Genomic DNA, 13,512 nt, shown 5'->3' with positions numbered 1-13,512 from the left:
CTGTCAGCGGGTCCCGCGCGGGCTTGCAGGGAACATGGATCAACACGGGATCGCAGAAGGGTGCCGCAGGACGGCAGGCGGCCCGGTGGCTTGCCTGCCGCCGCCTCTGTCAGAATTCCTCCCAGTCGTCGTTGTCTGGAACGCTGGCTATCGCGAGATTTCCCGTGGTTTGTGGCGGCTTGGCCGGCGTTGAACGCGGTGCGTGGTTGGCAGGTGGAGTGGCGGTGCGCGAAGTCGTGTGTGCGTTGGTGACTGCCTTGGTTTCCGCCAAAGTTACCTTCCGCGCAGGTCCCTGAACTGTGGAGCTTCGGCTGATCCGGAACCTGTCGGTGGTTTCGACAAGGTTGTTGGCCTCAGTCGTCATTGTGTGCGAGGCGGCGGTCGTCTCTTCGAACATCGCGACGTTTTTCTGGGTGACCTGATCCAGGCGATTCATGGCGACATTGATTTCGTCGAGCCCGGTTGACTGCTCTCTGGCCGAGATCGCGATGGCCGACACATGCTCGGCGATGCCACCGACTGAGGTGACGATTTCGTTGAGCGCTTCACCGGCGCGGCCGACGAGCGACACGCCCTGTTTGACATGTTCGCCGGAGGTCGAGATCAGGTTGGTGATCTCGCGCGCCGCATCGGACGAGCGCTGAGCCAGTCCGCGCACCTCGGAGGCGACGACGGCGAAGCCGCGTCCGGCATCGCCCGCGCGGGCGGCTTCGACACCGGCATTCAGCGCAAGAAGGTTGGTCTGGAAGGCGATGTCGTCGATAACGCCGATTATACGCGAGATCTGTTCCGAGGAATTCTCGATCTTTCCCATCGCCTCGACTGCCTTCTGGACAACGGCGCCCGAGGCCGCGGCGTTCTCGCGGGCGCTGGTGACGACGTCATTCGCTTGTTTTGCACCCTCAGCGGCCGAGGCGACCGAGGCGGTCAGTTCCGAGATCGCGGCTGCGGTCTCTTCCAACGTGGCGGCCTGCTGTTCCGTGCGCTTCGACAGATCGTCTGCCGCGCCCGAGATGTTTCCGGCCTCGCCGAGGATCGTGGCGGCGCTTTCGACGATCTTCAGTACAGCGCTGTCAAGCGATTCGACCGCCGTGTTGAAATCGTTCCGCAATACTTCGTATTCCCCGGCGAAATGCATCTCGATGCGCGTGGAGAGATCGCCATCGGACAGGCGCTGCAGGGCTTTGCGCAAAGCATCGACGACTTCACGTTGCTGCGCCGCCATGCGGGTGTTGGCCGCGGCCGCCGCTTCGAGTTGGGCTTCGGCCTCCGTTATGTCGCGCCCCATGAAAACGTGACCGTTGACCTGATTTGTGGCGCTTGTCGTGGGCGAAAGGAACCCGTCCAGCAGACGGGTCGTGCCCCCAGTGGTTGCTTTGAAGCGCCCGACGATTGCCTGTGCGTCCTTGAGGCGGTTGCCAAGCGGATCTCCGTTCTCATGCCGGATGAAGTCCTGAATTCGGAGGCGACCAATCATATCGGGCTTCAATTCGAAAGCTTCCGCGAAGGCTGTGTTCATATCGGCGAGCAGGCCGTCCTTACCGAAGTCACCCCTTAGCTGGGCAGATTCCAGGGAATGCAGGATCGCCGAGGTCTTGCGTCGTTCTGTCGTATCCTGCCACTCGACGACGTATCCTGTGACGGTTTTCTTTTCGTCATAGAGCGCGTTGATCGTCAATGACAGGACTGCATCGCCCATCTGAAGGTCCGCTTCGTGAGGGTAGGAGACGGATGAGAGCCGCTTGCGCGTGGCTTCCGGGTTGGCATGGAATACGTCCGCGCTGGTTCCGAGCAGGTTGTCGGGGTCGAAGTTGGGTAGGCGGGCGCGGATATTTTCGCGATGCGCGGCGGCCAATTGCGAGAACGCCGGGTTGTAGTGCGTGATGTTCAGGTCACCGTCCGCCATAACCATTGCAGCCGAGGAGGCCATGAACCCGCCTCCGAGCAGTTCCGCTTCGAGCCTTAGTTCTTCATTCTTGACCAACTGTGCCCGCAGCGTATCGACAGCGCGCGCCGCTGTGCCAACCTCGCTTGCATGGCCGGTCATTGGCACCTCTGACCGAATGTCGCCGCCAGCCATAGCCTCGATACTGCCCACGATCCTGGAAAGTGGTTTGCGAAAGGCGATTTGAAGAAAGGCTGCGGTTGCAAGCAGCGCTGCGGCCAGAAGAACGGACGAATATAAGACCTGCGTTTTGCGCTGCTGGATCAGCGTGTCCATATGGTGACGGGGGCTCCACAATGCAGCCAGGATGCCGACAACCTGACCGGTGTCGCCAAAGGTGACCGGGTAGGCGAGGAGGAACCCGTCCTCGGATTGTCCGGCTTCGCCGGTCTGCCGGGCCGTCATGGCCTGACGGGTTACACGTTCAAGTTCGGCCGCACCGGCGTGGTTGGTCGCGCCGAGAACGTTACCGTTGCCGTCAAAGACCGCGACAGTCAGAAGATCTTCGCGGTTCAGGTCCGACAGTTTCCGCAGCGCGGCCTCAATCGTATCGAGTTTGGCCGAGCCAACCGCATCCGAGAGGCTTCCCGCGGCCAGTTCCGTGACCTCGGACGCAAGAATGCGTACGCCGTCTTCGGCGATGTCGCGACTGTTTCGATCGGCGGACATGGTAACCAGAGCGATCAGCGCCGCCATCATGACGGCCATGATCAGAATGACCCGGGCAAAGAGCGGGATTGAGACTTTATTCTTATTCATGGCCATTTTCATCGTCCTGTTGGGTGGAGGTGCATCGGGAAGCCCGCTTCGACGGCTGTGGCCATCGCGTCGGTTGGCGCAGGGCGGGCTGGATGGTTGAGATTCGGGGAGTTCTTTGTCTGGGCGTTACGGGCTCGCAAGACCCGCGCATCGGACAGACGCCAGGAGAGCTCAGAGGTCAGGATCGTGCATTCGGGGGCCGCCGCGCATGTCGCGAACGCGGCAACTGGCAGAGGCGTCATTCCGGTATCCCTGTATTCTCTGTTGGCAACTCCAAAACACCGATGACCTAGCTTCCGATCCTTGCGATGCGCTTAATTTGTGGGCGGTTTGCTCTCGAAAACTTTTCGAAAATTCTTTGCGCCGGTGGCGGGCCGGGACACGAGCCACGGTATCAATTCGGCCACGAGCCGGGCGAATGAACGCGGGCGGGGTTTGCCTGCTGGTCAGTTGCGCATAGTGTCCGGCGCCAAAGGACGGCGTTTCGGAAGAAGACGCACCCGAGATGAGGCAAAGCAATGAAGCTTATCGTGCAGATTCCCTGCCTGAATGAAGCCCGCGATATCGCAGGCGTGATCCAGGCCGTGCCGCGCCAGATCGAGGGCGTCGACAGGGTTGAGGTTCTTGTCGTGGATGATGGCTCTTCCGACGGAACCGCGGCGGTCGCGGCAGAGGCGGGCGCGGATCACGTCGTGATCAACAAGAAGACCCTGGGGCTGGCGCGCACCTTCCAGAAGGGGATCGCGACCGCGCTTTCGCTGGGTGCCGACATCATCGTGAACACGGATGGCGACGGGCAGTACGCGGGACATTCCATCGCCGATCTCGTTGCGCCGATCGTACGGGGCGAGGCGGATATCGTGGTGGGCGACCGCAAGCCGGGCGATAACACCGATTTTTCGGCATCGAAGCGGACGTTGCAGCGGGTGGGCAGCACGGTTGTGAAGACGCTGGCCTCGATCGACGTGCCGGATGCGGTGTCGGGTTTCAGGGCCTACAGCCGGGAAGCGGCGATGCGGACCACCGTCTTCACGCGTTTCAGCTATACCACCGAGACGCTGATCGCGGCTGGTAACAGCGGAATGGTCGTGGCTTCGGTTCCCGTGGATACGAATGCCGTCACCCGGCCATCGAGGTTGTTCAATTCGGTCCGGTCGTTCGTCCTGCGCCAGATGGTGACGATCGTGCGCAGCTACATCATGTACCGACCGCTTCGGGCGTTCATGGTCTTGGGCTTCGGGATGATTCTGATCGGACTCTTCCCGATGGTGCGGTTCGTCTATTTCTACTTTACGGATGGGGGGGCTGGTCATGTGCAATCGCTGGTCATCGGAGGTGCGCTGCTTGTGTGCGGCTACATCACCTGCCTGGTGGCGCTTCTGAGCGACGTGGTGGCCACGAACCGGCGGCTCGAGGAAGAGATCATCACGATCCTGAGGCGCATGGAGCATGACGAGGCCGCGCGTGACTGAATTGCACCCGCGTCCACAGGTCTGGATGGGAATCGCTCTCGGCGCGCTGCTTTACGCCGCGCTGCAGTGGATTGCCTGGGCCTGGAGCGAAACGCCTTTTATCGGCGGGTTCATCTACAACTATTACTTTCTTGGTCTTCTCGACGGTTCGCTGACAGTTCCTGCGCAGATTGCCGGGCTTGAAGGGTTCTACGACGCCGAAGGCAGGGCGTTCCTGTATCACGGTGTGGGTCCGCTTTTCACGCGGCTGCTGGCATGGCCCTTCGTCGACCTAACAGTGGTGGATCTGAGGGTCCCGACAATCTGGCTTTTCGCCACGCTCGGGTCCGCCGGGTTTTACGCCACCGGCGTGTCGGTCATCCGGTGGCTGAAACTGGAAACGCCGGTTCCGGGGCTTGGCGCCCTTCTATGGCTGCTGATCTGGGTGCTTGCTCCGGGGTTCGTTCTGGCCTCGAACGGCTCGTTCTTCCATGAGCCGCTGGCCTTTGCCTTCGCGATGGCCGGGCTGGGCCTGTATTGCACCTGGCGGCTGGTCGAGGGCGGGTTCGAGGGATGGCCCTGGTTGCTGGGCGTGGCTGTCGCCGGCGCCTTCGCAGTGCATGGGCGGCCACATGTTGCGGTGGGACTCTACCTTGTGGTGGTGCTGGCATCGCTTGTCATGCTGTGGCGGGTGCGGGGCCGTGCGCTGGTGCCTGTGGGGGCCGCGATGGCGGTGCTGCTGGTGTCTGGGCTGGCCTATCTGCAATTGAACGCCCTGCGTTTCGGCAGTGCAACCGCGACCTCGGGCACCGTTTCGGACGCGGCCGCGCGGACCGTTTACGGGTTCCTCTACTGGGGGTGGGAGCCGCCGGATAATCCGCGGTTCCAGTCGCAGAAGACCCACGGAAGTTTCTATCCCGGACGGATCCTGCCCAATCTCTTTCTCTATGCGTTCTCGATGGGCGGCGAGGCCTCGGTCGGGTTCTATCGCCGGATCAGCGAGCACATGGGGCATGTGCGCATCGAGCCTCCGGTTCTGGGGTTCGTCCTGTTGTGGCTGCCGTGGTGCATCCTTGCCGTCACGGCGGCGTTCCGGCGCGGGGGGACGGGCGCTTTTCTCTGGCTTGGGCTTGCGGCAAACCTGCCGGCGGCGTTGGTGATGCTGTCCTATACGACCTACACCATGCGCTATCGGACCGAGCTTTGGCCGGTGTTCTTCGTTCTCGGCGTCGTGGCCCTTGCCGGTCTGCTGGAGCGTATGCGCAATTATCCGGAGGCGCGGAAACGGATGATGCGGAGCATGTGGATTGCCTCGGTCGCCGCGCTGGGCGTTGGGCTGCTGAACGTCTATGTCTATCGGGACATGTTGAACTGGGACTGGGGCACGGCGCTGCGATCCTACGAGGATTGCGCGCGGATGGTGACCGAACATCCTGGTCTGGGCGTCGGTAAGGTGAGAGAGATCTGCGTTCTGGACGTGCCGGGTAGCTGAGGCTCAGCCACGGAGCCTTTTCAGGGTGACGACGCCGAGGCTGGCGATCAGGCCGAGCGCCCTGTGCAGGGCGACGGCGAGAAACGCCGCTTCCGGCGGCACGCTGGTCAGCGTCGCGAGGGCCGCGGCGATGGCTTCGCCGATGCCGAGCCCGGCAGGCACGATGGCCACGGCCGTGCCAAGGGATGCCGAAGTTGTCAGAAGTGCCGCTTCGAGCAGGCCGGCGGGTTCCGACAGGGCTGCGAGGGCCAGATAGACGGAGCCAGCCCCGGCCGCGGCTGTCACGATGCGGATTGCGAGCATCGCAAGGGTCAGGCGCAGGCCCGCGCGGCGGCGGACGAACTCGAGCGAAATCACCAGTGCGGCGAGCGACGGAGCGACGACGATCCAGGCCTGTGCGGTGCCGAGCATCGCCAGTGCGGCCGCCGAGAGGGAGACCAGAAGCGCCAGCGACATCACGGCTGTCACGGTCACGATGGAGGTGGCGTCGCGCAGTGTCGCGCCGGATTTCATGAGCGCCGCGCCCCGCACCAGCGCACCGCCGGGCAACGGCAGGACTTCGGCGAGGGTCGCGTATGCGACAGTGGTCAGCCCGCCTCGAAAGCCGACGGTGCTGCCGATGGCGCGGGCGGAAAGCGAGAGGGTCGCCGAGGCAATCGCCAGGATGAGGGGTTGGACCACCATGAGGTTCAGCAGAAGCGGGCCGGGGCGCGTATCGCTCCAGGTGATCCCAAGGCCGGAGATCGACCAGATCGATCCGGCAACGATGATGGCAAGGCCGAGGACGGTCGCGGGGAGCCGGAGTTTCGGCGGTAGCTTCGGCAGCGAGAGGCTCACGGCGCGTCCACCTTCATCGCCCGCGCATAGACGTCGCGGGTATCGCGGGCGACCCGCTCCCACGAGAAATGGGCATGCGCCGTGGCGGACGCCTTGTCGGTGAACTGCCGGCGGCGTTCGGCACTCCAGTTTCGCAGGTCGCGTATTGCGTCTATCCAGGGTTTTGCGTCGCCGGAGGGGAGCGTCAGGCCGGTTTCGCCGTCGATTACCGCCTCGGACAGACCGCCGTGATCCGATGCCAGAACGATGCCGCCCGCTGCCGCGACTTCGACGGCAACGAGCCCGAAACCCTCGAACTGACCGGAGGGCACAGCGAGATTCGGGACGACGACGGCGAGGCTGTCGGCATAGCGGCGGGCGAGGGCTTTGTGGTCAAGGTGCCCGATATGGGTGACACGGCTATGGTCGAGGCAACGGGCTTCGTCTTTGTCCCAGATCGTTCCGGCCACATCGAGCGTGACGCCTTCAGGCAGGTGTTCGAGGACGTTGGTCACGAACCAGGACAGGCCCTTGAGAGGGAGAATTCGACCCGCGAACAGGAGTTTGTCGATGTCCGGCGTTCGCTCCTGGCGGGCAAAATCGCTGGCGAGCGGTACCACGGTGATCTGCGTGAAGCCGTAGAGGCGGGTTTCGGCTTCGGTTGCACGGGAATTCGCGATGACCTGTGCGCGGGGCAGGAGCCGTGCGCCGAACTTGAGGTGCCGAGCGTAGAGCCGGCCCGGCAGGGTGCCGCGGCGGGGGAAGCTGACATCGGTGCCATGTGCGGACAGGACCAGGGCGGGCCGTCTGCTCCTGAACAGGGTGGCCAGCGCGAGGGGCCAGCTTGCCATGTCGCCGATGTGCACGATGTCGGCGTCCCGCTCGCCGAGCAGAAGTCGCCAGAAGGCGCGGATGCCGAAGCCGATCAGGGCGACAGGCGAAGGCGGAGCGCCATCCGACCGGCCGGGCAGGACGATGCGCACAAGGTCGGCGTGCTTTTGCAGTTCCTCACACAGCCGGACGGAATAGGTCTCCATCCCGCCGACGGCAGGGGGCCATTTGCGTGAGATGAAGACGACCTTTTTCTGCTTCAAGGAAAGGTCCTGCCGAAGACTGCCCGGTTTTCTGTTCTTGGTCCCAATGTCCGGGACCACGCGACAAAAGCCAAGAGTCTTTCTCGTTTCAGCCGGGCATGACGAGTTTCTGCATCGTCGGCAGTTCGGGATGGTCGATGGCCTGCAGGACGGCGCGGGCGAGAAACTGTCCGGCTTCGGCGATGTCCTCTCGCACGATCAGGATGTCACGCCTGAAGCCTTCCAAGAACGGTCGGCTTTCCTTGCCGATCAAGTCAATTTCGCGACCGATTGTCTTTCCCAGGCTTTCGACGGCGAGGGTGCCGCCGACGGCGGCCGGGACCGAGGCGGACATGATTGCATCCGTGTCGGGATGGGCCAGAAGGTGCGCCACCACCGCTTCCTTGATGGTGCCTGATGTTCCGTCGCTGGTGGTTCCCTCGAGGACGCGGACGGTGATCCCCGCTTTCGCGCCACTTTCCTCTGCGGCGGCAATCATGTGCTGGGCATAGTTCTGGTCACGCGGTGGCGCGATCAGGAGCATGCTCTTGCGTCCCCGTTCCTGCATGATCGCGATCGATCGCCGGCTGTATGCGGCGTTATCGAAATCAAACCAGGGGATATCGCCGCAGTCGCGTGTGCGCCCGTGCATCGCGAAGGGAAACTTGTGTTTGCGCAGGTAGGCGATCCTTGGGTCGTCGGGTTGGATCCGGTTCATGATGACGCCATCCGCCGAACCCGTCTGGACGATGTACTTGATCGGCGCCAGGGGGTCTTCATCCGGGAAGTAGGGCGTGATGATCACGTGATAGGGGGTTTGGCGCAGCTCGGTGGCGACGGCGGTGATCAACCGGAACCCGTGGCTCATGACGTCATCCTCGGTGTGGAGTGCGAGGGCGATGACGTTTGTCTTTCCTGTCCGCAGCCTGAGGCCGGCGCGGTTGGGCCGATAGCCGAGCTGGTCGGCAAGCGCGCGGACACGCTTCTTGGTCTTGGTGCCGATGTCGGGTGCATCGCTGAGAGCGCGTGAAACGGTCGGAACCGCGAGCCCGGAGATTCGCGCAATGGTCTTGAGCGTGGGCCGCTCGCGCTCACCCGGTTCCAGCAGATCGTCGAGTTTTATTTTGTCGGTCATCGTGGTTGTCGCTGAGGGAATCAGCTGAGTTTCTTGATTCGTTTGCGCTAACGGCGCTATCGCCGTCGGGTGCTTTTCAGGGGGTAATTACCAAGAAAACCTGGAAATTATCTAGCTTGATTTGAAATTCTAAATCGATTTAAGTTAATTGCAAACGATTTAGAAAACAGGGAGGACTAAACCATGAAATCACTCAAAACGATGCTCGCGACCACCGCGATCTGCGCGGCGGGCGCCGCGCATGCGGTCGATCTCGAGGTCACGCACTGGTGGACGTCGGGCGGCGAGGCTGCGGCTGTTGCCGAATTCGCCAAGGCGTTCAACGAAAAGACCGAGCACACATGGGTCGACGGCGCGATCGCCGGTTCGGGTGGTGTGGCGCGGCCGATCATGATCAGCCGGATCACAGGCGGCGACCCGATGGGCGCCACGCAGTTCAACCACGGCCGTCAGGCAGAGGAACTGGTCGAGGCCGGCCTGATGCTTGACCTGACCGACGTCGCCGAGGCCGAAGGCTGGCGCGATATCGTGCATCCGGTTTCGCTGCTGGACAGCTGCACCATCGACGGAAGAATTTACTGTGTGCCGGTCAACATTCACTCCTGGCAGTGGATCTGGCTGAGCCATGATGCCTTCGAGAAGGCGGGCGTCGCCGTGCCGACCAACTGGGATGAATTCGTAGCTGCCGGTCCGGCGCTGCGCGCGGCTGGAATCGTGCCGCTGGCCATGGGCAACCAGGCCTGGCAGGCGTCCGGCGCCTTTGGCGTGATGACGATCGCGATCGCTGGTCAGGATGCGTGGCTTGCGGTGAACCAGGACAAGAATGCCGAAGTCGCTGCCGGCCCCGAGTACGCCAAGGTTTTCGCGGCGGCTGCTGCTGCCCGCGAAATGCGCGAGGGCTCGAACGTCCAGGACTGGAACCAGGCGACCAACATGGTCATCACCGGCCAGGCCGGCGGTCAGATCATGGGCGACTGGGCGCAGGGTGAATTCCAGGTGGCCGGCCAGGTTGCCGGTGAAGACTACACCTGTCTGCCAGGCCTCGGCGTGACCGAGGTTATCTCGACTGGTGGCGACGCCTTCTACTTCCCGAAGATCGACGATCCGGCGGTTGAAGCGGCGCAGAAGGAGCTGGCCTCTCTGATGCTGTCGAAGGAAGTTCAGGTGAACTTCAACCTCAAGAAAGGCTCGCTGCCCGTGCGCGGCGACGTCGATCTGGCGGCTGCCAACGACTGCATGAAAAAGGGTCTGGCCATCCTTGCAAACGGCAACATCCTGCCTGACGCAAACCAGACGCTGTCTCCTGACACGCAGGGTCAGATCGAAGACCTGATGACCGAGTTCTGGGCGGACACCTCGATCTCGGCAGCAGATGCGCAGGCGCGCTATGCCGACATCATCGCGAACGCCGACTGATCCGGTTTGACATCACGCGTGCCGGCCCTGTTGGGCCGGCACTCCTTGCCGCAACGCCGTAGAGCTGCGGCAAACAGGGGGCCGTCCCTGCGGGCGGGAGGCTAGATGGCGCAATCTTTGCAACTCGAGAGGGGCTTCGTGGCCGCGATGTTCCTGTCGCTGGTCGCCGGGGTGCTAACCCGGTTCGGGGTTTACTCAGGTATCTTCTATTGGGTGACGCTTGCGGCCTTGGCGGGCGCCGTCGTTGTGGTCGTGGCACTCATCCTGGGGCAAGGGGGCGTCCGGCTTTCGGGCAATCGTCACCGGCGATTCATCATCGGCTGGAGCATCGCCGCGGTCGTGGCGTTTTGTATCTGGGCCGCGGGCGAGAAATGGGCGCAGGCCGCTTTGCCCTTCCTGAACGGTTCTCGCAAGTTCTGGTCGGCGATGAACGAGTTCGGACTGTTTTTCGTCATCGCTTTCGGGCTTGTCGCGGCCGCGGTCGCCTTTTCCGGCAGCCGTTCGGAAGAAGAGTCGCGGACTGGTGCGATCGAGCGCTATTTCGCAGTAAACATGACCGCGAAGGTCGCCGGTATCCCGATGATACTGTGTGCGCTCGGGGTCTTTGTGGGCGGGACGATCTGGACGATCGTCTATTCCTTCACCAATTCGAAACTTCTGCCCAAGACGCAATGGGTCGGCTTCGAGCAGTACGAGCGCCTCTGGGGGGAAAACCGCTGGCTGACCTCGATCGAGAACCTCGCCATTTACGGGGCGTGCTCGCTGATCCTCAGCTTCGTGATCGGTTTTGTCCTTGCTGCGCTTATGGATCAGAAGATCCGGTTCGAGAACACGTTCCGGACCGTGATGCTGTATCCTTTCGCGCTGTCGTTCATTGTGACGGGGCTGGTCTGGCAATGGATTTTGAACCCGGAATTCGGCGTGCAGTCGATTGTCCGCGCGCTTGGATGGACAGGGTTCACGTTCGATCCGCTCTACAACGCCGATATCGTGATCTACGGGATCCTGATTGCGGGGCTGTGGCAGGGCACCGGGTTCATCATGGTGCTGATGCTGGCGGGCCTGCGCGGTATCGACCAGGAGATCTGGAAAGCCTCGCGCGTCGACGGCATCCCGATGTGGAAGACCTATCTTTTCATCGTGATCCCGATGATGCGGCCGGTCTTCATCACGACGCTTGTCATCATTGCCAGCGGCATTGTCCGGGTCTTCGACCTGGTCGTCGCGCAGACCAGCGGCGGTCCCGGTATCGCTTCGGAGGTCCCGGCAAAATACGTATATGACAAGATGTTCCTCAGCCAGAACCTTGGCCAGGGTTTTGCCGCCTCGACCATGATGCTGATTACTGTGGCCATAGTGATCATCCCCTGGGCCTACCTGGAATTCGGAGGGAAGAAACGTGGCTGACATCATGCAATTCGAAGGCCCTCACGGGCCGAAACCCCGCCGGGTCATGTCGCGCCGGAATATCTTCCTTTACGGCACACTGACCGTTGTCGCGCTGTATTACATGCTGCCTCTCTACGTGATGATCGTGACGTCGCTGAAGGGGATGCCCGAGATCCGGATGGGGAACATCTTTTCTCCGCCCGTCGAAATCACCTTCGAGCCCTGGGTCAAAGCGTGGGCCGAGGCCTGCACGGGACTGAACTGCGACGGTCTGAGCCGGGGGTTCTGGAACTCGGTGCGGATCACAGTGCCTTCGGTGATCGTGTCGATCGCGATCGCCAGCGTGAATGGCTATGCGCTTGCCAACTGGAGGTTCAAGGGCGCCGACCTGTTCTTCACCATCCTCATTTTCGGGGCTTTCATCCCTTACCAGGTGATGCTCTATCCAATCGTGATCCTGCTGCGCGAAATCGGGCTTTATGGAACTCTCTGGGGGCTGGTTATCGTGCATTCGATCTTCGGGATGCCGATCCTGACGCTTCTTTTCCGGAACTACTTCACCTCGCTTCCCGAGGAGCTTTTCAAGGCCGCCCGCGTCGATGGCGCGCGGTTCTGGGGTATCTACTTCCGGATCATGTTGCCGATGTCACTGCCGATCTTCGTTGTCGCGATGATCCTGCAGGTTACCGGCATCTGGAACGACTTCCTGTTCGGCGTGGTCTATACCAAGCCTGACCTCTACCCGATGACGGTTCAGCTGAACAACATCGTCAACTCGGTGCAGGGCGTGAAGGAATACAACGTCAACATGGCGGCCACGATCCTGACCGGCCTTGTTCCCCTGATCATCTACTTCGTGTCGGGCCGCCTGTTCGTGCGCGGTATCGCTGCCGGCGCCGTGAAAGGATAAGACCTATGGAGACAACCAAGGCGAAATCCGTCGAAATCAAGAGCCTGGACCTGAGTTTCGGAGCAGTGAAGGTTCTGAAGAACCTGAATCTCGACATCCACGAGGGCGAGTTCCTGGTGCTGCTCGGCTCTTCGGGTTGCGGAAAGTCCACGCTTCTGAACTGCATCGCCGGGCTTCTGGATGTCTCGGGCGGGCAGATCTGGATCAAGGGAAAGAACGTCACCTGGGCCGAGCCTTCTGAACGGGGTATCGGCATGGTGTTCCAGTCCTATGCGCTCTATCCGCAGATGACCGTCGAAGGGAACATGTCGTTCGGGCTGAAGAACGCCAAGGTGCCAAAGCCGGAGATCAAGGAGCGGGTGGCGCGCGCTGCCGAGATCCTTCAGATCGAACCGCTTCTGAACCGGAAGCCTTCTGCCTTGTCGGGCGGCCAGCGTCAGCGGGTCGCGATCGGGCGGGCGCTGGTGCGGGATGTGGACGTGTTCCTGTTCGACGAGCCGTTGTCGAACCTCGACGCGAAACTGCGTGCCGATTTGCGGGTGGAGCTGAAGCAGCTGCACGACCGGCTTCAGAACACGATGATCTACGTGACGCACGATCAGGTCGAGGCGATGACGCTGGCGGACCGGATCGCGATCATGAAAGACGGTATCATTCAGCAGCTGGCGTCGCCCGCCGAGATCTACAGCCGGCCCGCGAACCTGTACGTTGCCGATTTCATCGGGTCTCCGGCCATGAACCTGATGAAGGGGCGGATCGAGGGCGACAGCTTCGTGGCTGGCGACATAAGGGTTGCACTCTCTGACTACGAGTTCACCCGCAAGATCGAGGGCGACGCCTGGTTTGGCATCAGGCCCGAACACGTTGTGTTCGGCAGTGAGGCCGCACAAAGCGCCACCCAATTCGAAGCGAAGGCCGAGGTCGTGGACCCTCTAGGCTCTGACACGCTGGTCATGACCCGGTTGGGTGGCGAACGTTTCTGGCTGCGGATCAGCGGACAGTCGCATGTTCGCGCCGGAGACATGTTGCCGATCGGTATATCATCAGGGCCGGCCTCGCTGTTCGATGCAAAGGACGAGCGCCGTATCTGAGGATACCCGCACGTTCAAAGACCTCAAAACCCCGG

General features: G+C 62.1%; 10 protein-coding genes. 6 read left to right on the top strand and 4 right to left on the bottom strand.

Going from position 1 to position 13,512, the window contains the following annotated elements:
• Positions 1-109: 109 nt before the first annotated feature.
• Positions 110-2,704, bottom strand: a complete 2,595-nt coding sequence (locus ACKLNI_RS13800) for a methyl-accepting chemotaxis protein (protein ID WP_413719657.1) — start codon at positions 2,702-2,704, stop codon at positions 110-112.
• Positions 2,705-3,222: 518 nt separating this feature from the next.
• On the opposite strand from ACKLNI_RS13800, the gene ACKLNI_RS13795 reads away from it, so the two are divergent.
• Both ACKLNI_RS13795 and ACKLNI_RS13790 read left to right on the top strand, forming a co-directional pair.
• The gene (locus tag ACKLNI_RS13795) at positions 3,223-4,176 is read left to right on the top strand and encodes a glycosyltransferase family 2 protein (RefSeq protein WP_413719656.1); all 954 of its coding nucleotides are present in this window, start codon (positions 3,223-3,225) and stop codon (positions 4,174-4,176) included.
• Positions 4,154-5,647, top strand: coding sequence for a hypothetical protein (locus ACKLNI_RS13790; protein ID WP_413719655.1), 1,494 nt, complete (start codon positions 4,154-4,156; stop codon positions 5,645-5,647). Before ACKLNI_RS13795 ends, ACKLNI_RS13790 begins: the two co-directional genes overlap by 23 nt.
• 3 nt (positions 5,648-5,650) lie before the next feature.
• Here ACKLNI_RS13790 and ACKLNI_RS13785 read toward each other — a convergent pair whose 3' ends face one another.
• From ACKLNI_RS13785 to ACKLNI_RS13775, 3 genes are all read right to left on the bottom strand, one after another.
• Positions 5,651-6,484: a hypothetical protein gene (locus tag ACKLNI_RS13785; RefSeq protein WP_413719654.1), complete on the bottom strand. Its 834-nt coding sequence runs from the start codon at positions 6,482-6,484 to the stop codon at positions 5,651-5,653.
• Entirely contained in the window at positions 6,481-7,557 is a 1,077-nt protein-coding gene (locus ACKLNI_RS13780; protein ID WP_413719653.1) for a glycosyltransferase family 4 protein, read from the bottom strand. Before ACKLNI_RS13780 ends, ACKLNI_RS13785 begins: the two co-directional genes overlap by 4 nt.
• An 88-nt stretch (positions 7,558-7,645) precedes the next feature.
• Positions 7,646-8,671: a LacI family transcriptional regulator gene (locus tag ACKLNI_RS13775; protein ID WP_413719652.1), complete on the bottom strand. Its 1,026-nt coding sequence runs from the start codon at positions 8,669-8,671 to the stop codon at positions 7,646-7,648.
• 183 nt (positions 8,672-8,854) lie between these two features.
• On the opposite strand from ACKLNI_RS13775, the gene ACKLNI_RS13770 reads away from it, so the two are divergent.
• From ACKLNI_RS13770 to ACKLNI_RS13755, 4 genes are all read left to right on the top strand, one after another.
• A complete protein-coding gene (locus tag ACKLNI_RS13770) occupies positions 8,855-10,087 on the top strand; it encodes an ABC transporter substrate-binding protein (protein ID WP_413719651.1) in 1,233 nt (410 codons plus the stop codon).
• Between the two features lie 552 nt (positions 10,088-10,639).
• Positions 10,640-11,494, top strand: a complete 855-nt coding sequence (locus ACKLNI_RS13765; RefSeq protein ID WP_413719712.1) for a carbohydrate ABC transporter permease — start codon at positions 10,640-10,642, stop codon at positions 11,492-11,494.
• A gap of 4 nt (positions 11,495-11,498) precedes the next feature.
• Positions 11,499-12,386 (top strand): carbohydrate ABC transporter permease, encoded by an 888-nt coding sequence (locus tag ACKLNI_RS13760; protein ID WP_413719711.1) that lies wholly within the window; start codon positions 11,499-11,501, stop codon positions 12,384-12,386.
• A 5-nt stretch (positions 12,387-12,391) separates the two neighbouring features.
• Entirely contained in the window at positions 12,392-13,477 is a 1,086-nt protein-coding gene (locus ACKLNI_RS13755) for an ABC transporter ATP-binding protein (protein WP_413719650.1), read from the top strand.
• Positions 13,478-13,512 lie beyond the last annotated feature (35 nt).

It is taken from the genome of Silicimonas lutimaris (assembly GCF_047314965.1).
Lineage (GTDB): Bacteria > Pseudomonadota > Alphaproteobacteria > Rhodobacterales > Rhodobacteraceae > JAVJUV01.
This window is presented reverse-complemented; position numbering and strand designations above follow the sequence as displayed.

What these genes read in the sequence shown, in the direction of transcription:
- ACKLNI_RS13800 (WP_413719657.1), bottom strand. Translation starts at nt 2,704, where the DNA reads ATGAATAAGAATAAAGTCTCAATCCCGCTCTTTGCCCGGGTCATTCTG.
- ACKLNI_RS13795 (WP_413719656.1), top strand. Translation starts at nt 3,223, where the DNA reads ATGAAGCTTATCGTGCAGATTCCCTGCCTGAATGAAGCCCGCGATATC.
- ACKLNI_RS13790 (WP_413719655.1), top strand. Translation starts at nt 4,154, where the DNA reads ATGACGAGGCCGCGCGTGACTGAATTGCACCCGCGTCCACAGGTCTGG.
- ACKLNI_RS13775 (WP_413719652.1), bottom strand. Translation starts at nt 8,671, where the DNA reads ATGACCGACAAAATAAAACTCGACGATCTGCTGGAACCGGGTGAGCGC.
- ACKLNI_RS13770 (WP_413719651.1), top strand. Translation starts at nt 8,855, where the DNA reads ATGAAATCACTCAAAACGATGCTCGCGACCACCGCGATCTGCGCGGCG.
- ACKLNI_RS13765 (WP_413719712.1), top strand. Translation starts at nt 10,640, where the DNA reads ATGACCGCGAAGGTCGCCGGTATCCCGATGATACTGTGTGCGCTCGGG.
- ACKLNI_RS13760 (WP_413719711.1), top strand. Translation starts at nt 11,499, where the DNA reads ATGCAATTCGAAGGCCCTCACGGGCCGAAACCCCGCCGGGTCATGTCG.
- ACKLNI_RS13755 (WP_413719650.1), top strand. Translation starts at nt 12,392, where the DNA reads ATGGAGACAACCAAGGCGAAATCCGTCGAAATCAAGAGCCTGGACCTG.